Raw genomic sequence first — 19551 nt, 5'->3', positions numbered from 1 at the left:
ACATGGAGCTGACAGATACTAATCGATCGAGGACTTAACCTAAATGTTTGTGAATTGTCTGACCGTTATCTAGTTTTGAGAGAACACCTCTCAGAAAGCCAAAGGCAAGGAAACTCGGCTAAAGGCCCTCACATCCTGTGAGGAACGCCCAGTACCTTCGTCCTGAAGGCAATAGTTTGGTGGCGATAGCGAAGAGGTCACACCCGTTCCCATGCCGAACACGGAAGTTAAGCTCTTCAGCGCCGATGGTAGTTGGGGGATTCCCCCTGTGAGAGTAGGACGCCGCCAAGCTGTTTATATTATCGCGGGGTGGAGCAGTTCGGTAGCTCGTCGGGCTCATAACCCGAAGGTCGCAGGTTCAAATCCTGCCCCCGCAACCAAATCTAATTTCCATACAAAGAAAATAAATAAAAAGTGGTCCGGTAGTTCAGTTGGTTAGAATGCCTGCCTGTCACGCAGGAGGTCGCGGGTTCGAGTCCCGTCCGGACCGCCATGTTGTACACAAACGAAATCTTTGAGGTTTTCGTTTTTTTTATGTCTTCTTTCAGGTCTATGCTGAAAACTTGGCTTCATCGGCGTTTTTCACAATGTTTGCCGAGTTTCTTTATTTCTTGGATAATTGGTGAGAATTCGATAAACTAATGATAGTGTTTTGATTGGTTGCAACAGCAAAGGAGCAAATGATCTTATGGACGAATTTGAATTGATTCAAAGGATTACGCCCCGTTCGCTTTTTCACCGAGAAATAGAGATCGGTATTGGGGACGATGCCGCTGTTTATCATACAAAGAACGGTTATCAGGAGATTGTTGCGGTCGATACGATGGTCGACGGTATTCATTTTTTATCATCCCATTCATCGCCTGCCGATATCGGATATAAAGCATTGGCTGTGAATATTAGTGATATTGCCGCGATGGGAGGCAGCCCCAAGTATTATCTTGTGTCCATTGCTGTTCCTTCCGGCTGGCACGCGGTGGATATTGAAGCCATGTATGAAGAAATGAATAAACTGGCGACACTATATCAAATGGACTTAATCGGCGGTGACACCGTATCTGCCAACGGGCCGCTCGTTTTGACCGTAACAGTAATCGGCGAGATTGAAAAGGGCAGAACTTGTTTAAGAAGCCATGCCGAACCCGGGGATGTCGTTTTTGTGACGGGAGAACTTGGCTCATCTGCTGCCGGTCTGGCTTTTATATTGGGCCAAGCAGAGATGAAAGACGAGAAGCAGTCTCAATATTTTATAGAGCGGCACAAGAGGCCTTTGCCGAGGGTTGAGGCAGGTTTGCTCTGTTCAGGCTATCATCATGTGGCACTTAATGATATCAGCGACGGGCTTGCCAGCGAATTAAATGAAATTGCCGAAGCGAGCCGTGTTTCCATTGACATATATAAAGAGATGATTCCGGTCCATTCGGATTTACATACACTGCACACAAAATGGGAAGAGTGGGTCCTTTTCGGCGGCGAGGATTTTGAACTCGTCGGTACGATTTCTAATGATCAATGGGAACGTTTTAGTCAGGAATGCTCTGAACGTCATGTGCCGGTTTATCAAATCGGCCGCGTCACACAACAAGGGCAGGCGGACGTGTTTTATCATAATGGACAGGACCGCGTTCTTCTCGAAAAAAAAGGATATAACCATTTTAAATAAGACAGGTGACAAGTAAAGTGAAAACGTTAGAGTGGAAAACGACAGAGCCTGAAGAGACAAAAAACATTGCCAGACTGGCAGCAAAGTATGTTCTGCCCGGTGATGTCATCACATTGGAGGGCGACCTTGGAGCAGGCAAAACGACTTTTACAAAAGGATTTGCCGAAGGGCTCGGAATCAAGCGGGTTGTCAGCAGCCCGACTTTTACCATTATCAAAGAATACCGGGACGGCTCTCTTCCGCTGTTTCATATGGATGTTTACAGAATGGAAGATGAAACGGAAGATCTCGGATTAGATGAATATTTTGAGGGAGACGGCGTCTGCCTTGTGGAATGGGCGCATTTGATTGAGGAGCAGCTTCCGAAAGAGCGCCTAGAGGTGGTCATTAAGCGGCTTGGCGATGATGAACGAAAGCTGACCTTTACCCCTAAAGGCAGCCGCTACGAAAATCTTTGCGAGGAGATCAGCAAACATGACGATACTTGCGATTGATACATCCAATTTAACGCTCGGCGTGGCATTAGTTAAAGACGGAAAAGTGATAGCCGAGCATATATCCCACTTAAAGAAAAACCATTCAGTCAGAGCTATGCCGGCGATCGACGAACTCCTTAAAGAGTGCGGTTTAGAGCCGAATGACCTGACCCAAATTGCAGTTGCCAAAGGTCCGGGTTCATATACAGGCGTGCGGATCGGTGTTACGATTGCAAAAACGCTTGCATGGTCATTAAATATTCCGATTAAAACCGTTTCAAGCCTTGAAGTGCTGGCGGCAAACGGCCGTTTTTTCCAAGGCTTGATTTGTCCGTTGTTTGATGCCAGACGCGGTCAGGTTTATACGGGACTATACCAGTATAGGGACGGTAAACTGCATGGCTTGGAAGAGGACCAAAACATTCTGCTTGAGGATTGGCTTAAAAAACTGAAAGCCATGGATCAGCAAGTCCTTTTCATAGGAAGTGACACAGAGATTCATCAGGAGATGATCGAACAGATTCTCGGTGAACAAGCGGTCATTGCTGGCCCTGCCCTGCAGCTTCCACGACCTTCAGAATTGGCTTTAATCGGAGAACTTAAAGAGGCCGAGCCTGTGCACAGCGTTGTTCCAAACTATATTCGTCTGGCCGAAGCCGAGGCCGTCTGGCTTGAAAAACAAAAGTAAACGGGTGAAGCCATGAACACGCAAATGGTCATACGCGATATGAATCCAAAAGATTTGGACCAGGTTTTTGAAATTGAAAAAAGCTCTTTTTCTTCTCCGTGGAAAAAAGAATCTTTTCATCATGAGCTTTTTCACAATATGTATGCTCATTACCTCGTTCTCGAAGTTGAGGAGCAAGTTGTCGGCTACTGCGGGATTTGGATCGTCATGGATGATGCCCAGATCACCAACATTGCCGTTTCACCTGCATATCGGGGCCGCCGTTTAGGAGAAGCTCTTTTGAAAGCCGCGATGAAGCTTTGCCGGATGAAAAAGGCGGTTCAGCTTTCTTTAGAGGTAAGGGTATCGAATCATATTGCACAAAGCTTATACAAAAAGCTCGGCTTTGAGCCGGGAGGAATTCGTAAAAATTATTATACCGATAATGGGGAAGATGCATTATTAATGTGGGTGAGACTAAATGAATCATAAAAAAGATCTGTATGTATTAGGAATCGAAACAAGCTGTGATGAGACGGCCGCCGCGATTGTCAAAAACGGAACGGATATCATTTCAAATGTCGTAGCGTCGCAAATCGAAAGTCATAAACGGTTTGGCGGCGTTGTTCCCGAGATCGCATCAAGGCATCACGTGGAACAGATGACGATCGTGCTTGAGGAAGCCTTTGCACAAGCGGACATGACATTTGATGACATTGATGCCATCGCAGTAACGGAAGGACCGGGGCTTGTCGGCGCTTTATTGATCGGCGTGAATGCCGCGAAAGCGCTCAGTTTTGCCCGGGGCATACCACTCGTAGGCATTCATCACATTGCCGGTCACATCTATGCCAACAGACTTGTTCAGGACATTCAATTTCCGGCGATTGCCCTTGTCGTCTCAGGCGGCCACACCGAACTCGTGTATATGAAAGAGCACGGCTCATTTGAAGTCATCGGAGAGACGCTCGACGATGCGGCAGGCGAAGCCTATGACAAAGTGGCGAGAACGATGGGGCTTCCTTATCCGGGAGGACCTCACATTGACAAACTTGCGCAAAAAGGCGAGGCAAATGTGCCGCTGCCGCGCGCATGGCTTGAAGAAGGCTCTTATCATTTCAGCTTCAGCGGATTGAAGTCTGCAGTCATCAACACGCTTCACAACGCTTCACAAAAAGGTGAAACGATAGCTCCGGAAGATTTGTCAGCCAGCTTTCAGGAAAGCGTCATTGATGTCCTCGTCACAAAAACGGAACGCGCTGCGAAAGCTTATGGCGTCAAACAGGTGCTGCTTGCCGGAGGAGTTGCTGCAAACAAAGGGTTGAGAGCGGCGCTTGAAAAAACGTTCAGCAGCCATCCGGAGATTGAGCTTTTGATCCCGCCGCTTTCGCTGTGTACGGACAATGCCGCGATGATTGCCGCCGCAGGTACGGTTGCTTTTGAAAAAGGAATCAGAGGAAAATATGATATGAACGGTCAGCCTGGCTTAGATCTGACGTCTTATTAAAACCTCACGCTCTGTGAGGTTTTTTTGCCCGGGAATAGTTATTAACAGGTTATTAACATATATCCACAGTCTTGTGTATAATGTTAAAAACCTTAATTTACAGACCTTTTTTACCTGTTAATAATGTGTATAAATATTATGTTTTTTGTGGATATTGTGGGTAAAACGCTTTCTTTCTTTTAAATAAAGGATTTTATTTGTGGACAAAAAAACCGCTCCGGCGTGGAGCGGTTCATCCTTTATTCATTTGTAGAGAGTGTTTCCCATTCTGTTAACAGTTGTTCAAGCTCCTCATTCAGCCGTTCATTTTCAGAGTGGATTTCCTGGACCTTCTCATGGTCTTGGAAGACGGCGGGGTCACACAGGAGCTCCTCATTTTTTTCGATCTGTTCTTCAATGTCCGTAATTCTTGTTTCGATTTCTTCAATCCTTCGCTGCCGCTGGCGTTCTTTTCTTTTCAGCTCTTTTTCTTCCTCATAGCTCTTTTTTGCGCCAGGTTTTTCGGAAGCGTTTTTCTGATGCTCTTCCGTCTGTTTTTCTAGTTCTTTCAGTTCAAGCTGCTGCGCTTTTTTTTCTGTGTAATAATCGTAGTCGCCTAAATATTCTTCTGCTTTGTCGCGGGAAAGCTCCAGTACTTTTGTCGCGATCCGGTTGATAAAATAGCGGTCATGGGACACAAATAATATCGTTCCCGGGTAATCGATCAAAGCGTTCTCCAAGACTTCCTTGCTGTCCAGGTCGAGATGGTTTGTCGGCTCATCAAGAATAAGGAAGTTCGCTTTTTGGAGCATCAGCTTGGCGAGGGCAAGCCTTGCTTTTTCGCCGCCGCTTAACGCGTGTACAGGTTTTAATACGTCTTCTCCCGAAAACAGGAAGTTGCCGAGGCAGGTCCGGATATCCTTTTCATTCATTTCCGGATAATCGTCCCAAAGCTCGTCAAGCACGCGTTTTGACGACGTCAATTCAGCCTGTTCCTGGTCATAGTAGCCGATTGAGACATGGGAGCCTGTCGCGATTGTTCCCGATACCGGCTGCAGCTTTTGAATCAATGCTTTTAAAAGGGTTGACTTGCCGATTCCGTTCGGTCCGACCAGTGCAACGCTTTCCCCGCGGGTAATGCGAAAGTTCAATGAACGGAGCAGCGGGGGCTGCTCCTGATAGCTTACTGTCAAGTCTTCCACCCGCAGTACATCGTTTCCGCTTTGCCTTGTAATTTCAAAGCGGAAAGACGCCGACTTTTCATCTCCGAGCGGTTTATCCATGATCTCCATCCGTTCAAGCTGCTTTCGTCTGCTCTGCGCCCGTTTCGTCGTCGAAGCTCTGGCCAGATTCCGGTCGACGAACTCCTGCAGCTTGGCGATTTCGTCCTGCTGCTTTTCATAAAGCTTTGTTTCCTTTTCCAGCTGTTCGGCTTTTAATTGGAGATAAGAGCTGTAGTTCCCGGTATATTTTTTGCTTTGGGACCGGCTGATCTCGTAAACTTGGGTAACCACTTTGTCAAGAAAGTACCTGTCATGGGAAACGATTAAAATCGCTCCGCTGTAATTTTGCAAATATTGTTCAAGCCATGTCAGGGTATCGATATCCAAGTGGTTTGTCGGTTCGTCCAAAATGAGGAGGTCGGGTTTTGTCAAAAGCATTTTTCCGAGGGCAAGCCTTGTTTTTTGACCTCCGCTTAAGTCCTGGACGCGGACGGAGTCGTCAAACCCCGCAAAGCCGAGCCCGTGCATGACGGATCTGACCTCTGCCTCATATTGGTAGCCGCCTTTGTCCTTGAACTCCTGCTGAAGCCTGTCATACGTCTTCATCAATGATTCAAGCATGTCCGGTCCGGCCTGCGCCATCTTTTCCTCGATCGCGCGCATTTCTTTTTCCATTTTTTTTAGAAAATCAAATACCGACAGCAATTCCTCTTTGAGCGTCAGCTTGGAATCGAGGCCGGAATGCTGGTCAAGGTAGCCCATCGTCAAATCTTTCGGCTTGATGATGTCCCCCTTTTCATATGAAAGTTTTCCTGCGATAATCTTTAGAAGAGTCGATTTTCCGGCGCCGTTGCGTCCGACGATCGCAATCCGGTCCCGAGATCTGACTTCGAGTTTTATATTCGTTAAAATCGTATCGGCTCCAAACGATTTTGAAAGTTGGTTCACTTGTAAAATCATCATGATCTTTCACCTCTTGTCTGCTATTTTAAGTGTAGCCTATCACTGCGCAGTCAGCAAACAATTAAGTGAAGTCTGGAAGATTTTAGCCAAAGAAAAAGACAGAATGAAAAAAATAGTGTATGATCGTTATAAGGAGAGTTCAGAACATGAATGAGTTTACACATTTTAATGAACAAGGCAGAGCCAAGATGGTTGATATAAGCGAAAAGGAAGCTTCAGTACGCACAGCTGCGGCTGTTTCAAGCGTGTCTATGAATCGAACAGTACATGAAAAAATCAAAAACCGGGAAATCGGAAAAGGCGATGTATTGTCGGTGGCGCAAGTGGCCGGAATCATGGCCGCAAAACAGACATCCGCCATCATCCCGATGTGCCATCCGATCGCTCTGAAAGGAGTCGACATCGCCTTTCGCTGGGAGGAGAAAGAACAGAAGAGCATCCTGCATATTCAATCTAAAGTGAAGACCAAAGGGAGCACAGGTGTGGAAATGGAAGCGTTAACTTCGGCCTCCGTATGTGCGCTGACCGTATATGACATGTGCAAAGCGGCGGATAAGGGAATGGTGATAGGACCGACCTTTCTTCTCGAAAAGACAGGCGGGAAAAACGGTGACTATAAAAGGGAAAAAGCTGATGTAGACATGGAGGATTAGTTTATGAACATGGATCATTCAAAAATTCCGCAAGCGACAGCGAAACGGTTGCCATTATATTATCGTTTTTTAAAAAACCTTCATGCATCCGGAAAACAGCGTGTATCTTCCGCTGAGCTGAGCGATGCCGTCAAAGTCGATTCTGCGACCATCCGCAGGGACTTCTCGTACTTCGGCGCGCTCGGAAAAAAAGGATACGGCTACAATGTCAATTATTTGCTGTCCTTTTTCAGAAAGACGCTTGATCAGGATGAAATGACGAACGTAACGCTCATTGGCGTGGGGAATTTGGGGACAGCCTTTCTCCATTACAATTTTATCAAAAATAATAATACAAAAATCGCCATGGCGTTTGACATCAATGAGGAAAAAATCGGAACCGAGGTCGGCGGTGTTCCCGTCTATGATCTGAATAGACTTGAAGAGCATATGACGGATGATATCCCCGTCGCCATTTTGACGGTACCGGCTCAAGCCGCACAGTCGATTACAGACAGGCTGGTGGAGCTTGGCATTAAAGGCATTCTTAATTTCACGCCGGCCCGCTTGAATGTGCCGGAACACATTCGCATTCATCATATAGATTTGGCGGTTGAACTTCAGTCGCTGGTGTATTTCATGAAACATTATTCAATGCAGGAAAAGTAAAACGGAAAACGAAAAATAAAGGAAAGGGGGCAGGCTTTATGCCAATCGGTCCTGGAAGCTTTATTTTAATTGTCGTGGTGGCGCTTTTGATATTCGGCCCGAAAAAACTTCCCGAGCTGGGAAGAGCAGCGGGAAACACGCTGAGGGAGTTTAAGAATGCGACAAAAGGTTTGGCTGACGACGATTCCGATAAAAAGAAAGAAGATCAGTAGGATAGGATGACATTTATGAAGGAAAGAGAAATGTCGCTGATAGAACATATCACAGAACTACGCAGACGGCTTGTGATCACTTTTTTCTTTTTTGTTTTATTTGTTGCGGCAGGCTTTTTATTGGCAAAGCCGCTGATTATCTATCTGCAGCAGACGGATGAAGCGAAGCTGCTGACGCTCAACGCGTTCAAGCTGACCGATCCTTTATTTGTGTACGTGCAGTTCGCTTTCATCATCGGCGCCGTCTTGACTTCGCCGCTTGTTTTATACCAGCTGTGGGCTTTCATCAGCCCGGGGCTGTATGAAAAGGAACGAAAAGTGACGCTCAGCTATATTCCGATATCGATTATTCTTTTTTTAGGCGGCATTGCCTTTTCTTACTTTATTTTATTTCCGTTTGTCGTGGACTTTATGACGAGAGTCTCAGATGATCTGAATGTCAACCAGGTCATCGGAATACACGAATATTTTCAGTTTCTGCTTCAGTTGACGCTTCCTTTTGGCTTATTGTTTCAGATGCCTGTGGTCATCATGTTTATCACAAGGCTCGGCCTCGTGACGCCGATGTTTTTGGCGAAAATCAGAAAATACGCATATTTTGTGTTGTTCGTCATCGCGGCCCTCATTACACCGCCTGAGCTTTTGTCGCATTTAATGGTCTCAGTGCCATTGCTCATTCTTTATGAAATCAGTATCGTGATTTCAAGAATATCCTACAGGCAGGCGCAAAAAACAATGATTCAAGAGGAAAATCAAGCGTTTTTGAACGACCATACAAAATAAGAGCCATTCTTTTTCAGAATGGCTCTTTTCCTTCACAAAAAAGGCTATTGATCTTTTCGTTTCATCTTGCCGGCCAGGGCGAACATTTTAAAGGAAATGCTGATATTATAGGCTGCGAAAAGCATCAGCAGGATCGTGTAAAAAGACCACATGCTTCCGGGCGAGGTTGCCGCCAGATATGTAAACAGCACACCCGTTAATAAATAAATCGCTCCCCAGAATTTAGGGCTTCTCATCATAGAAATCCTCCAATAATCATTTGCATTTTCTCGGCGTGTTTCAAATATTCTTCAATAGGCTCCCGGAATGTCTGCAGTAAGACGACGAGCGTATTCATGGCGACATGGGCGAAAATAGGCACGATAATCCGGTTGGTTCTGACATATAAAAAGGAGAATGTGAATCCCATTGCTGTATAAATGAGCAGATGGCTGAAATCCAAATGGACGACCGAGAAGAGCACCGAACTGAACAAAGCGGCAATGAAAAAATTCGTTTTCTCATAGATTGCACCGAAAATGATCTTTCTGAAAATGATTTCTTCAAGAATCGGTCCGAATACAGAAGAGACAAACACCATCAGCGGCAATGCGGTGATGATTTCCATGATCCGCTGCGTATTTTCCGATTCCGGGTTGACCCCGAACAAGTACATTTCGATCGAAGCGGCAATTGACTGCGAAAACAAAGCGAGAAAAACGCCGGCTACCGCCCATCCGATTGACGCTCCAACCGATGCTTTCGGGCGGTTGCGAAGCGTCGTCTTCGGCACCGTCCGCAAAATCAGCAGCACGATAACGAGACAGAGGGTAAACGCGATGACAGACCAGACGCCTGTCAATGTAAGCTGGGCTTCAGCCTTTGGCTGTCCTTTGCCCACTCCCAAAAAGTAAAGAAGAGGCAAGCCGACAGCGGCCGACAATTGCATGAGAACGTATGCCAATATAATAAACCAGTATTGTTTTCTCAAGCTTTATGTACTCCTTTTCTAAAAATCTAATTCAGACTATGTTTATTGTAACACACTCTTTTTAAATTATAGGATGATAAGGACATGCGGAGAAATGTAAGCGCAAAAAAATTTGACCTTATCACTTGAAATTGCCTGGGAGATTCTTTATTATAAGAATTGTGTTAGCACTCACCTAGTGCGAGTGCTAAAATTACATATGAAAATATTGAGGAGGTTGTTTCATTGTTAAAGCCATTAGGTGATCGCGTTGTCATTGAGCTCGTTGAGTCTGAAGAAAAAACTGCCAGCGGAATCGTACTTCCTGACTCCGCAAAAGAAAAACCACAAGAGGGTAAAGTGGTTGCAGCCGGTTCAGGCCGTGTGTTAGAGAGCGGAGAGCGCGTTGCATTAGAAGTTAAAACAGGCGACCGCATCATCTTCTCAAAATATGCAGGTACCGAAGTGAAATATGAAGGTACTGACTACTTAATCTTGCGTGAAAGCGACATTTTAGCTGTTATCGGCTAAGTCATAAATAAAAACGAGACAATTATATAGGAGGTTCGAATAACATGGCAAAAGATATTAAGTTTAGCGAAGAAGCCCGCCGTTCAATGCTGCGCGGTGTAGATGCATTGGCGGATGCTGTAAAGGTAACTTTGGGACCTAAAGGACGCAACGTCGTTCTTGAGAAAAAATTCGGTTCTCCATTAATCACAAACGACGGTGTTACCATCGCGAAAGAAATCGAGCTTGAAGACGCGTTCGAAAACATGGGCGCAAAGCTTGTTGCTGAAGTTGCGAGCAAAACAAACGATGTTGCCGGTGACGGTACAACAACAGCGACAGTTCTAGCTCAAGCGATGATTCGCGAAGGTCTTAAAAACGTAACTGCCGGCGCTAACCCTGTAGGCGTGCGCAAAGGTATCGAGCAGGCTGTGGCTGTAGCGGTTGAAAGCCTGAAAGAAATCTCCAAACCAATCGAAGGCAAAGAATCAATCGCACAAGTTGCTTCAATCTCCGCTGCTGACGAAGAAGTCGGAAGCCTGATCGCTGAAGCGATGGAGCGCGTCGGCAACGACGGTGTCATCACGATCGAAGAATCAAAAGGATTCACAACAGAGCTTGAAGTGGTTGAAGGTATGCAGTTCGACCGCGGATATGCGTCTCCTTACATGGTGACAGATTCCGATAAGATGGAAGCGGTTCTTGAGAACCCGTACATCTTAGTAACAGACAAAAAAATCACAAACATTCAAGAAATCCTGCCGGTGCTTGAGCAAGTTGTTCAGCAAGGCAAACCGTTGCTTCTGATTGCTGAAGACGTTGAAGGTGAAGCTCTTGCAACATTGGTTGTCAACAAGCTTCGCGGAACATTCAACGCAGTGGCTGTTAAAGCGCCTGGATTCGGAGACCGCCGCAAAGCGATGCTCGAAGACATCTCTATCCTGACAGGTGCCGAAGTGATCACAGAAGATTTAGGTCTTGACCTTAAATCAACTCAAATCAACCAATTGGGACGCGCTTCTAAAGTTGTTGTGACAAAAGAAAACACAACAATCGTTGAAGGTGCGGGAGATACAGAGCAAATCGCGGCACGCGTCAACCAAATCCGCGCTCAAGTTGAAGAAACAACTTCTGAGTTCGATAAAGAAAAATTACAAGAGCGCCTAGCTAAGCTTGCAGGCGGCGTAGCTGTCATCAAAGTCGGCGCTGCGACTGAAACAGAATTGAAAGAACGCAAGCTTCGCATCGAAGACGCCCTGAACTCTACTCGCGCTGCGGTAGAAGAAGGAATCGTATCAGGCGGTGGTACAGCTCTTGTCAATGTTTACAATAAAGTAGCTGCCCTTGAAGCTGAAGGCGACGAACTGACTGGTATCAACATCGTTCTTCGCGCTCTTGAAGAACCAATCCGTCAAATCGCGCACAATGCGGGTCTTGAAGGATCTGTCATCGTTGAGCGCCTGAAAGGCGAAGCTATTGGTGTAGGCTACAACGCTGCAACAGGCGAATGGGTGAACATGATCGACAAAGGTATCGTTGACCCTACAAAAGTAACACGCTCAGCTCTGCAAAACGCAGCATCTGTAGCGGCTATGTTCCTGACAACTGAAGCAGTTGTTGCCGACAAGCCTGAAGAAAACAAAGGCGGCGCAGGAATGCCTGACATGGGCGGCATGGGCGGTATGGGTGGAATGATGTAAGCCCAGCGTCCAAAACGCTGATATATCAAGGAAAAGAGGCTCTTTTTAGAGCCTCTTTTTATTTTAACTTGCGATGACATATAATTACTACTTTAATCCATTGTGGTATAATTGGAACCTGGATTTTTAACAGAAAGGTTAAACAATTATGTCGCACAACAAACTAATGTTTTTGCTTTTATCATTTTCATCTATTATACATCTGCTCGGTACAATTTCTGACCCTGCGTCCAGCTGGAAGTCCTGGTTGGTGAACATTGCTTTCATCTTATTGGCTCTTCTCTTTTTAAATCTCACTTTAAAAGAAAAGAAAGAAAATCAACAGAACAAGTAATTGTATGCCCTTCTCAAAGAGAAGGGCATATACTTTATATTACTAGAAGAATGAACTCTGGTAAGAGTAGCCTTAATAAATGTCCCTCTAATTCTGCATCTGATATTGGGGCAAATGTGCAAATGGCATTAAAATCGCAAGACCATGGGGGTTTTAAAAATGGTCAAAAAAATTGTGAATCGATTGAATTCATTTTCCCTGCTGGGGACAATCTTTTTTATCGGCAGTTATTTGACGTACAAATTTAATGGCATAGAGCTAGTTGGGTTCCTGTACTCAGGCATCACTTTTTTGATAATCCTGATAGCCACCACCATAATGTTAGTCAGGCTAAAAAGAAAAGGAATCAATGAAAATAAACAGGCTTAATGCATGCTTTTACTTATTTTAGCTTCTTTCCATTAGTGTACCTTTTCAATCCGAAAATATAGATCATCATGAAAGCATCATACGTCCAGTACATCAAATATCATCTCCTGTTCATACTAATAGCGGGAGGTACATCGACTTATGCTGAAAATTTGGATGACTGGACTTTTATTATTAGCGCAGCCTGCGGGACATTCTGACAGCTTAACGATCACCCAGCAAGGGAAGAAAGTGGCCGTTGTGAACCGTGAAGATTTTACAATGCCGCTTCCCGGGACACCGTTGATTGATGATAAAAAATACGCCGAGTTCGTTGACAGGCTTGAGCGGAAAGTACACAAGGATCCCGTCAACGCCGTGATCAATGATCAGGGAAGGATCGTTCCCGGCAAGGTTGGCTACAGCCTTTCCAGGAAGGGGGTTAGAGAGCAGTTTTATGCGTATTTTTATGGGGATGGTCCGTCCACGATAGAAGTGCCTGAATTGAACATTTACCCGAAAGTGGACAGCGAACTGCTTTCCCATATCCGGACACAGCGGATCGGTCAGTATGTGACGTATTTTAATTCCGGGAATAAAAGCAGGACGCACAACATTTCACTCGCGGCAAAAGCGATCGACAATCATGTTGTGTTTCCTAATGAGACGTTTTCATTTAACAAAGTTGTCGGTATGAGGACGCCGGACAAGGGGTATATGAAGGCTCCGGTGATCGTGAGAGGCGAATTGTCTGAAGGGGTTGGCGGAGGCATTTGCCAGGTTTCGTCAACATTGTTTAATGCGGTTGACCGGGCAGGACTGGAAATCGTCCAGCGTTATTCCCACAGCCGGCGTGTCCCTTATGTTCCGCCGGGGCGCGACGCGACGGTCAGCTGGGGCGGGCCTGATTTGCGCTTTCAAAATAAATATAACCAGCCGGTCTTGATCAGGGCGAAACGGCATGGAGGAACGATGGTTGTTACACTTTATTCCTCTGATGTGGTCAATCATCAGCTGCGGAAAGTTCCGAAGGCTCCTTCTGAAATCCCAAAAGAAGAGCATCAGAGCGGGGATCACTAAAGGTGAATGTTCATCTGGGCTGCACTTGTTCACACAATGTACAATAAAATCCTTTTGCCTGTATGATAGGATGAATCAAGGACATCTTTAAAATTCAGACAAGAGGAGATGATCGAGTGACATGGCTTTTTGTAACCTTTTTGGTTATCTTCAGTCTTTTTAAAATATTGGTCACTTGCCTTCCGAGCGGTGTCGTAGAGTGGCTGACCGGCAAATTTCAAGTTCATGTTAAGCTTGAGGAAGCGAATGTTACAGTGACGTTCGGAGGAGAGCGTTTAGAGGGATCTGACAAGAGTCAATTTATTCAAAACTTTAATGAGGCCGTATTTATGGAGCGGTATTACATCTACCCGGGAGACGAGCCGCTTTTTGTAAATCCGAAAAACGCTGGGACACCGTTTGTTATCGAAACAAAAAGAGGGAAAAACGCTGTGAAGCTGTTGGTTTACAGATACGATGATCATATAGACGTCGTTAAACAATATAAGAAAAAGACGGCCGCTTATTGTCTGCGTTCTGACGGTCTGCAAAAATGCAGGGGGCTCAAAACGGCGGATTTGGTTTAAAAAGCAGGGAAAACCTGCTTTTTTATTATGATATGAAATAAAGCCTGACAGCGCTGTAACCGATCAAAAATAAACAAGCAGCGATCGTAAAGATAAATTCTCCTTTTTTATTCTTCTTCAAAAGAACGAATGAACGCACACCGATGTTCAGTCCAAACAGGATGAATCCCACATTCAAATAAACGGGATTGAACCCGGATGGAATGATGAGAAGAAATATCCCGGCAAGCGTGATATAATGGAATGCTTTGCCAAGCGGCGGTTCTTTTTCCCGCGCTGTACGGCTGTCCATTTCACCATCACCTTTCTTTAGCAGTAAAATCCTTGTATTGCATATTATTCTAATTTAAAATGTGATTGATGAAAAGTCTTGCACAGGGAGAAACGCCATGACCATACATATTCAACAGCTTGATGCCCCTCTGAAGCCTGAGTTTGTTGATGAACTGATTAATTTGTGGAATGATAATGCATTGGAAACGGCTGATTGCACATTGGATGATCAAGATAGACAAATGATACAGCAGCAGCTGAAACAATATGTTCAATCTGCATACGGAGCGGTTTTTGCCGTCGTGAATGAGAGGCAAGAAGCGGTCGGATACGGGCTGGCCTCTATTAAGAAAGATTTGGTCAGCGATTGTCTGAGCGGGCACATCGATGAAGTGTACATAGCCCCGGTCTATCGAAGAAACAAGCTGGGAAAGCTTGTTGCAGATCGTATGATGGATTGGTTTGAAAGGCATCAAGTGTCTCACGTTCAAGTATCGGTTGATATCGATAATCAATCGGCGCTGCGTTTTTGGGAAGGCATCGGCTTCAGCAGTGAATTTTATCTTTTGACACAATAAATATTTTTAGAATCATGGAGGCGGTGCCCTCACCATTATGACCCGGCCGCCTCGCTAAAAAGCCCCTTTAAGGGGCTTTTTTGATGAGCTCAGGAGAATTATGATGTGGTGAATTGACGAGAGGCGCGACTTCATACGCTTCCATCTCTTTTGACGCATATGGTTTTAAAAGGCTTTCTAAGTATGCAAGGTCTTGATTTTTCGGATTCAGCCATTCTTTTTCAGCTTGACGATCAAGAATGACGGGCATGCGATCATGAATATCTTTCATTAAATCGTTGGGCATTGTCGTAATGATTGTGCATGTATAGACGGGCTTGCCGCCGGCAGGCTGCCACTTCTCCCAAAGCCCCGCAAACGAAAACAGTCCATTTGTTTTGAGCTTGATCCTCATCGGCCGCTTTGTCTTTGCATCGGTCCGCTTCCACTCATAAAAACTGTCTGCCGGAATGAGACACCTTTGTCTGATCAGCGGCTTTCGAAAGCTCGGCTTCTCAGCCAAAGTCTCAGCGCGCGCATTGATCATTTTATAACCGATTTTCTCATCCTTTGACCACGGCGGAATCAATCCCCACCGCAGCCGTCCTAACCGGTTATGGGAACCGTCGCTGATGACGGCGAGAATGCGCTGGGAAGGCGCGATGTTATAACTGGGGCTGTAATCTTCAACCGTCATTTGATCAATCTCGAAACGGTCAATAATCTCATCAAATTCAGAAAAGAGCGTAAACCTGCCGCACATCTTAGTCACCCTTGTTTGTTTATTGAAAGTTTGAGGCTTTTATATATAAATGGCCAACAAGGCCGCTGAAACAGCCATGACAAAGCAGTCATCGCCCGTCATGGCCACGCCGTTTTTGATGAATACGCTGCAGGTCCAGTTGAGCGCCGATCCTTCTGCGGTCCGGTCAATCAGCTTTTTACCCGCTGTGTAAACACATGCTTTAAATAAAGAAAACGAAATGGAACATAAAATAAAGAGCAAAATAAACTTTACCACCAACATCAGCATTGGCTTTTCACCCCGGAATATTTTGTAAGCTCTACCTTCATTTTACCAATAAATTCATATGTTAAAACCATATTCTTGTTTTATTTTATTGACCGACTGGTCAGCAAGCGCTACAATTTATACTAACCGATTGGTCAATAACGAAAAGGAATGATGATCAATGCCTTTACAGCTTTATGAAAAAGAACAAATACTCGATGCCTGTTTGGAGATTTTTGCCCGGCATGGCTATGCAAAGACTTCGACCGGAATGCTGGCGGAAGCGGCCGGTATTTCAAAGGCGCTGATTTTTCATCACTTTAAAAGCAAAAAAATTCTGTACTTAACTGTGCTCGATTATTGTATTGAAAAGGTAAAGTCGCGCCTTTCCCTTGATGACCTGTCGTCTTATCATGATTTTTTTGAAGCGAAAGAAAAAATAAGTTTGGCTAAGCTTGAGTTTTTCGCGGATTATCCAAATGTATATAAGCTCACGAAAGAAGCCTTTTTTTCGCCGCCTTCCGAATTAAAAGAAGAAATCGCCGCAAAGTATGGGGAGCAATTTGCCGTTAGAAATCGTATTCTAAAACAGCTTTTTGCGAAAGTTCCGTTGAGGAAAGGAGTCGATCGTGAAGAGGCGTTCGAACTCATCATGGTCATGATGGGACATTTTGAACAAAAGTTTCTAGCGAAAGTAACGGCTGAGAACGATTATGATCCAGCCTGGAGCAGACGTCTTCTTGAAGAACGAAAACGGTTTTTGGATATGATTCGTTTCGGTATTGAAGGCGAATAAAAAGGGGGATTTCTGATGGGACGCTATGTATTGGGCTTTCATGAGGTCGATCGAGCCGATTTGCCGCTTGTCGGGGGGAAAGGGATGAACTTGGGCGAATTGTCCAAAATGGGCGGCATTCAAGTGCCTCACGGCTTTTGTGTAACCACAAAGGCATATGAAAGGATGATTGGCGAAAACGGCAGAGTCAGTGAACTGATTGATCAGCTGTCACTTTTGAAAGTGATCGATCGAGAGCAGATTAACGAACTCGCCCTCCAGATCCGCAATGGTATTGAAAGGGCCGAAATCGCCGAAGAGATCAAAGAAGCGGTTAAAAGCGCTCACTCAAATGCTGGCGGCGGTGCATATGCCGTCCGATCAAGCGCTACAGCGGAAGATTTGCCTCATGCCTCTTTCGCCGGGCAGCAAGATACGTATTTAAATATAAAAGGAATAGAGGCGATCTTGAAGCATATCAGCAAATGCTGGGCTTCATTGTTTACAGAGCGGGCCGTGATCTACCGGGTTCAAAACGGTTTTGACCACCGTAAAGTTCAATTATCGGTCGTCATCCAGCAGATGGTGTTTTCGGAGGCGTCCGGCATTTTGTTTACGGCAGATCCCGTTACATCCAACCGGAAGGTCACCTCGATTGATGCGAGCTTTGCTTTGGGGGAGGCGCTTGTATCTGGTACGGTTTCGGCAGACAACTACAAGGTTCGCGAAGGAGAGATCGTTCAAAAAACGATTTCCGAGAAAAAGACGGCAGTCTATTCTTTGGAAAGCGGCGGCACTGAGGCGCGCGAAGTCGAAGCGGAACGCCGGAAAAAGCAAACATTAACAGATGAACAGATCATACAGCTTGAAGCACTGGGAAGGAGAATCGAAGCTCATTTCGGTTTTCCGCAGGATATTGAATGGTGTCTGGCTGATGGCGAATTTTTCTTTGTCCAGAGCAGGCCTATAACGACATTGTTTCCTCTCCCGAAACAGAGCGATGACAAGCTGCGCGTCTATATGTCTGTCGGGCATCAGCAAATGATGACAGAGCCGATCAATCCGCTTGGGATATCGTTTTTCGGGTTGATCTCGGATTATGAGCTGACCTGTGCCGGCGGAAGGCTTTTTATTGATTTATCACACGATTTGGCATCTTTTGCTGGTCGGAAAGTCGTCCTCAGCACGGCGGGGAAAAATGATCCTTTCATGCATAGCGCTCTTGTGAATTTTTTGAAAAGAAAGGAGCTTGTCAAAACCCTGCCGAAAGGGAAGCGGATGTTTAGATTAGGGGCTGAGGGGCTGTCATGGTCGCTGCCTGGTCATGCGCTAAAGATTTACCGGAAAAACGACACAGGTGTAGTCAAACGGCTCATGTCCAAAGCGGAAGCATCCATTCATGAGGCTGAACAGCGATTGAAAAATGCATCGGGTGAAACGTTATTTGCACAGATAGAAGAGGATCAAAAAAACTTGAAAAAAGTTCTCTATGATTCAGAGAGCATGGCTGTGATTATGGTTGGTTTATATGCGGTATACTGGCTCAATCGAAAAATGGAGAAATGGCTTGGCGAAAAAAATGTCGCCGATACCCTTTCTCAATCGGTATTGCACAATGTCACATCTGAAATGGGATTGGCGCTTTTGGATGTTTCCGATGCTGCCAGAGGATACCCCGAGGTTCAGAAATATTTAGCGCATGCCAATGATGAAACCTTTTTCGAAGATCTCAAACAGCTTGACGGCGGTCCCGCTTTTATCAGCGCATTGTGGGCATTCCTTGAGAAATACGGCATGCGCTGCACCGGTGAGATCGATATGACCAAGACGCGCTGGAGCGAACGCCCTTCCATTCTTGCTCCAGTGATTTTGAGCAACATCAAAAACTTTGAACCTGGTGCGCGAACGGTCAAGTTTGAACAGGGGCGATTGGAAGCGGAGCAAAAGGAGAGGGATCTGTTAAGCCGTCTGCAACAACTAAAGGGAGGCAGACAAAAGGCAAAAAAGACAAAGAAGATGATCAGCGTTTTGCGGAATTTTATCGGTTATCGGGAATATCCCAAATATGCTCTGATCAAACGCTATTTTATATATAAGGAAGCGTTGATGAAAGAAGCCGCCGTTTTGCAGCGAAAGAAGCTGATTCAAGCGAAGGAGGATATTTATTATCTGTCTTTTGATGAATTGAGAGAGGCCGTTTGCGCTAATCGTCTCGATGTGAAGAAGATCGAGGAAAGAAAAGCAGAATATCAGCATTATGAAAAATTAACGCCTCCGCGAATGATGACTTCAGAAGGCGAGGTCATCACGGGAGAAGTTCTGGGAGACCACATTCCGGCGGGAGCATTGGCGGGCGTTCCTGTTTCATCGGGAGTCATCGAAGGTAGGGCAAGAGTGATTCTGAAATTGGAAGAAGCCGATATCGAAGAGGGGGATATCCTTGTTACGCCTTTTACAGATCCGAGCTGGACACCGCTGTTTGTCTCAATCAAAGGTTTGGTGACGGAAGTGGGCGGCCTCATGACACATGGCGCCGTCATTGCGCGGGAATACGGGCTTCCGGCGGTGGTGGGGGTTGAGCATGCGACGAAAGAAATTAAAGACGGACAGAAGATCAGGATTAACGGATCGGAAGGCTATGTTGAAATACTCGAATCATAAAAGTGAGCGCAG

22 protein-coding genes, 2 tRNA genes and 2 rRNA genes (1 of these 26 running past the window's edge) are annotated in these 19551 nt (G+C 45.5%); 20 read left to right on the top strand and 6 right to left on the bottom strand.

Annotation, left to right across the window (positions count from 1 at the left end; genetic code table 11):
* The 9 genes from M1E03_RS18430 to tsaD all read left to right on the top strand — a co-directional run.
* Window positions 1-42, top strand: a 23S ribosomal RNA gene (locus M1E03_RS18430) (it extends 2888 nt beyond the left edge of the window).
* Window positions 43-175: 133 nt separating this feature from the next.
* Window positions 176-291, top strand: a 5S ribosomal RNA gene (rrf, locus tag M1E03_RS18425).
* 12 nt (window positions 292-303) lie between these two features.
* A tRNA-Met gene (locus M1E03_RS18420) sits at window positions 304-380 on the top strand.
* Window positions 381-416: 36 nt separating this feature from the next.
* Window positions 417-493: transfer RNA gene (locus tag M1E03_RS18415), tRNA-Asp, on the top strand.
* Between the two features lie 195 nt (window positions 494-688).
* Entirely contained in the window at window positions 689-1663 is a 975-nt protein-coding gene (gene thiL, locus M1E03_RS18410; RefSeq protein ID WP_020450322.1) for a thiamine-phosphate kinase, read from the top strand.
* Between the two features lie 17 nt (window positions 1664-1680).
* Window positions 1681-2157, top strand: coding sequence for a tRNA (adenosine(37)-N6)-threonylcarbamoyltransferase complex ATPase subunit type 1 TsaE (gene tsaE / locus M1E03_RS18405; protein WP_020450323.1), 477 nt, complete (start codon window positions 1681-1683; stop codon window positions 2155-2157).
* The gene (gene tsaB / locus M1E03_RS18400; RefSeq protein WP_020450324.1) at window positions 2138-2827 is read left to right on the top strand and encodes a tRNA (adenosine(37)-N6)-threonylcarbamoyltransferase complex dimerization subunit type 1 TsaB; all 690 of its coding nucleotides are present in this window, start codon (window positions 2138-2140) and stop codon (window positions 2825-2827) included. The genes tsaE and tsaB overlap by 20 nt, the downstream gene beginning before the upstream one ends.
* Before the next feature lie 12 nt (window positions 2828-2839).
* On the top strand, window positions 2840-3298 hold the full coding sequence (gene rimI / locus M1E03_RS18395) for a ribosomal protein S18-alanine N-acetyltransferase (RefSeq protein ID WP_023855532.1): 459 nt from the start codon (window positions 2840-2842) through the stop codon (window positions 3296-3298).
* Window positions 3288-4313 (top strand): tRNA (adenosine(37)-N6)-threonylcarbamoyltransferase complex transferase subunit TsaD, encoded by a 1026-nt coding sequence (gene tsaD / locus M1E03_RS18390; protein ID WP_026578976.1) that lies wholly within the window; start codon window positions 3288-3290, stop codon window positions 4311-4313. The genes rimI and tsaD overlap by 11 nt, the downstream gene beginning before the upstream one ends.
* Window positions 4314-4552: 239 nt before the next feature.
* On the opposite strand, the gene M1E03_RS18385 is transcribed toward tsaD, so the two are convergent.
* Window positions 4553-6478 (bottom strand): ABC-F family ATP-binding cassette domain-containing protein, encoded by a 1926-nt coding sequence (locus M1E03_RS18385; protein ID WP_039073316.1) that lies wholly within the window; start codon window positions 6476-6478, stop codon window positions 4553-4555.
* A gap of 146 nt (window positions 6479-6624) precedes the next feature.
* Here M1E03_RS18385 and moaC point away from each other — a divergent pair, with 146 nt between their 5' ends.
* The 4 genes from moaC to tatC are packed head-to-tail and all read left to right on the top strand — an operon-like array spanning window position 6625 to window position 8774.
* Window positions 6625-7131, top strand: coding sequence for a cyclic pyranopterin monophosphate synthase MoaC (gene moaC / locus M1E03_RS18380; RefSeq protein ID WP_048350303.1), 507 nt, complete (start codon window positions 6625-6627; stop codon window positions 7129-7131).
* Window positions 7132-7134: 3 nt separating this feature from the next.
* Entirely contained in the window at window positions 7135-7779 is a 645-nt protein-coding gene (locus M1E03_RS18375) for a redox-sensing transcriptional repressor Rex (protein ID WP_020450329.1), read from the top strand.
* A gap of 38 nt (window positions 7780-7817) precedes the next feature.
* Window positions 7818-7991, top strand: a complete 174-nt coding sequence (locus tag M1E03_RS18370) for a twin-arginine translocase TatA/TatE family subunit (RefSeq protein ID WP_020450330.1) — start codon at window positions 7818-7820, stop codon at window positions 7989-7991.
* 6 nt (window positions 7992-7997) lie between these two features.
* Window positions 7998-8774 carry a twin-arginine translocase subunit TatC gene (gene tatC, locus M1E03_RS18365; RefSeq protein ID WP_020450331.1) on the top strand — a complete coding sequence of 259 codons (777 nt, stop codon included), beginning with the start codon at window positions 7998-8000 and terminating at the stop codon, window positions 8772-8774.
* 44 nt (window positions 8775-8818) lie between these two features.
* Here the strand turns inward: tatC and M1E03_RS18360 are convergent, their stop codons facing one another.
* The gene (locus M1E03_RS18360) at window positions 8819-9010 is read right to left on the bottom strand and encodes a YdiK family protein (protein WP_023855536.1); all 192 of its coding nucleotides are present in this window, start codon (window positions 9008-9010) and stop codon (window positions 8819-8821) included.
* Window positions 9010-9744 carry a CPBP family intramembrane glutamic endopeptidase gene (locus tag M1E03_RS18355; protein WP_128823503.1) on the bottom strand — a complete coding sequence of 245 codons (735 nt, stop codon included), beginning with the start codon at window positions 9742-9744 and terminating at the stop codon, window positions 9010-9012. Before M1E03_RS18355 ends, M1E03_RS18360 begins: the two co-directional genes overlap by 1 nt.
* A 225-nt stretch (window positions 9745-9969) precedes the next feature.
* On the opposite strand from M1E03_RS18355, the gene groES reads away from it, so the two are divergent.
* From groES to M1E03_RS18335, 4 genes are all read left to right on the top strand, one after another.
* The gene (groES, locus tag M1E03_RS18350; protein ID WP_003179248.1) at window positions 9970-10254 is read left to right on the top strand and encodes a co-chaperone GroES; all 285 of its coding nucleotides are present in this window, start codon (window positions 9970-9972) and stop codon (window positions 10252-10254) included.
* Between the two features lie 44 nt (window positions 10255-10298).
* A complete protein-coding gene (groL, locus tag M1E03_RS18345) occupies window positions 10299-11933 on the top strand; it encodes a chaperonin GroEL (RefSeq protein ID WP_020450334.1) in 1635 nt (544 codons plus the stop codon).
* Between the two features lie 844 nt (window positions 11934-12777).
* The gene (locus M1E03_RS18340; protein ID WP_023855539.1) at window positions 12778-13695 is read left to right on the top strand and encodes a VanW family protein; all 918 of its coding nucleotides are present in this window, start codon (window positions 12778-12780) and stop codon (window positions 13693-13695) included.
* 116 nt (window positions 13696-13811) lie between these two features.
* A complete protein-coding gene (locus M1E03_RS18335) occupies window positions 13812-14261 on the top strand; it encodes a YfmQ family protein (protein WP_020450370.1) in 450 nt (149 codons plus the stop codon).
* Window positions 14262-14286: 25 nt separating this feature from the next.
* On the opposite strand, the gene M1E03_RS18330 is transcribed toward M1E03_RS18335, so the two are convergent.
* Entirely contained in the window at window positions 14287-14553 is a 267-nt protein-coding gene (locus M1E03_RS18330) for a hypothetical protein (protein WP_025811980.1), read from the bottom strand.
* Between the two features lie 97 nt (window positions 14554-14650).
* Between M1E03_RS18330 and M1E03_RS18325 the strand changes: the two genes are divergently transcribed.
* Window positions 14651-15112 (top strand): GNAT family N-acetyltransferase, encoded by a 462-nt coding sequence (locus tag M1E03_RS18325; RefSeq protein WP_268051242.1) that lies wholly within the window; start codon window positions 14651-14653, stop codon window positions 15110-15112.
* A 67-nt stretch (window positions 15113-15179) separates the two neighbouring features.
* On the opposite strand, the gene M1E03_RS18320 is transcribed toward M1E03_RS18325, so the two are convergent.
* Both M1E03_RS18320 and M1E03_RS18315 read right to left on the bottom strand, forming a co-directional pair.
* On the bottom strand, window positions 15180-15854 hold the full coding sequence (locus M1E03_RS18320; protein ID WP_035337105.1) for an SOS response-associated peptidase: 675 nt from the start codon (window positions 15852-15854) through the stop codon (window positions 15180-15182).
* Window positions 15855-15893: 39 nt separating this feature from the next.
* Entirely contained in the window at window positions 15894-16124 is a 231-nt protein-coding gene (locus M1E03_RS18315; RefSeq protein WP_020450373.1) for a hypothetical protein, read from the bottom strand.
* 160 nt (window positions 16125-16284) lie between these two features.
* Here M1E03_RS18315 and M1E03_RS18310 point away from each other — a divergent pair, with 160 nt between their 5' ends.
* Window positions 16285-16899 carry a TetR/AcrR family transcriptional regulator gene (locus M1E03_RS18310; protein WP_020450374.1) on the top strand — a complete coding sequence of 205 codons (615 nt, stop codon included), beginning with the start codon at window positions 16285-16287 and terminating at the stop codon, window positions 16897-16899.
* 15 nt (window positions 16900-16914) lie between these two features.
* Entirely contained in the window at window positions 16915-19539 is a 2625-nt protein-coding gene (gene ppsA, locus M1E03_RS18305; protein ID WP_458110554.1) for a phosphoenolpyruvate synthase, read from the top strand.
* Window positions 19540-19551: the final 12 nt, after the last annotated feature.

The organism is Bacillus sp. PK6-013 (genome assembly GCF_054161445.1).
This window is presented reverse-complemented; position numbering and strand designations above follow the sequence as displayed.

Excerpts from the sequence above, each read along its gene's own strand:
- thiL (WP_020450322.1), top strand. The coding sequence starts at position 689 with ATGGACGAATTTGAATTGATTCAAAGGATTACGCCCCGTTCGCTTTTT.
- tsaB (WP_020450324.1), top strand. The coding sequence starts at position 2,138 with ATGACGATACTTGCGATTGATACATCCAATTTAACGCTCGGCGTGGCA.
- rimI (WP_023855532.1), top strand. The coding sequence starts at position 2,840 with ATGAACACGCAAATGGTCATACGCGATATGAATCCAAAAGATTTGGAC.
- tsaD (WP_026578976.1), top strand. The coding sequence starts at position 3,288 with ATGAATCATAAAAAAGATCTGTATGTATTAGGAATCGAAACAAGCTGT.
- M1E03_RS18385 (WP_039073316.1), bottom strand. The coding sequence starts at position 6,478 with ATGATGATTTTACAAGTGAACCAACTTTCAAAATCGTTTGGAGCCGAT.
- moaC (WP_048350303.1), top strand. The coding sequence starts at position 6,625 with ATGAATGAGTTTACACATTTTAATGAACAAGGCAGAGCCAAGATGGTT.
- M1E03_RS18375 (WP_020450329.1), top strand. The coding sequence starts at position 7,135 with ATGAACATGGATCATTCAAAAATTCCGCAAGCGACAGCGAAACGGTTG.
- M1E03_RS18370 (WP_020450330.1), top strand. The coding sequence starts at position 7,818 with ATGCCAATCGGTCCTGGAAGCTTTATTTTAATTGTCGTGGTGGCGCTT.
- tatC (WP_020450331.1), top strand. The coding sequence starts at position 7,998 with ATGACATTTATGAAGGAAAGAGAAATGTCGCTGATAGAACATATCACA.
- M1E03_RS18360 (WP_023855536.1), bottom strand. The coding sequence starts at position 9,010 with ATGAGAAGCCCTAAATTCTGGGGAGCGATTTATTTATTAACGGGTGTG.
- groL (WP_020450334.1), top strand. The coding sequence starts at position 10,299 with ATGGCAAAAGATATTAAGTTTAGCGAAGAAGCCCGCCGTTCAATGCTG.
- M1E03_RS18340 (WP_023855539.1), top strand. The coding sequence starts at position 12,778 with ATGCTGAAAATTTGGATGACTGGACTTTTATTATTAGCGCAGCCTGCG.
- M1E03_RS18330 (WP_025811980.1), bottom strand. The coding sequence starts at position 14,553 with ATGGACAGCCGTACAGCGCGGGAAAAAGAACCGCCGCTTGGCAAAGCA.
- M1E03_RS18325 (WP_268051242.1), top strand. The coding sequence starts at position 14,651 with ATGACCATACATATTCAACAGCTTGATGCCCCTCTGAAGCCTGAGTTT.
- M1E03_RS18320 (WP_035337105.1), bottom strand. The coding sequence starts at position 15,854 with ATGTGCGGCAGGTTTACGCTCTTTTCTGAATTTGATGAGATTATTGAC.
- M1E03_RS18315 (WP_020450373.1), bottom strand. The coding sequence starts at position 16,124 with ATGCTGATGTTGGTGGTAAAGTTTATTTTGCTCTTTATTTTATGTTCC.
- M1E03_RS18310 (WP_020450374.1), top strand. The coding sequence starts at position 16,285 with ATGCCTTTACAGCTTTATGAAAAAGAACAAATACTCGATGCCTGTTTG.
- ppsA (WP_458110554.1), top strand. The coding sequence starts at position 16,915 with ATGGGACGCTATGTATTGGGCTTTCATGAGGTCGATCGAGCCGATTTG.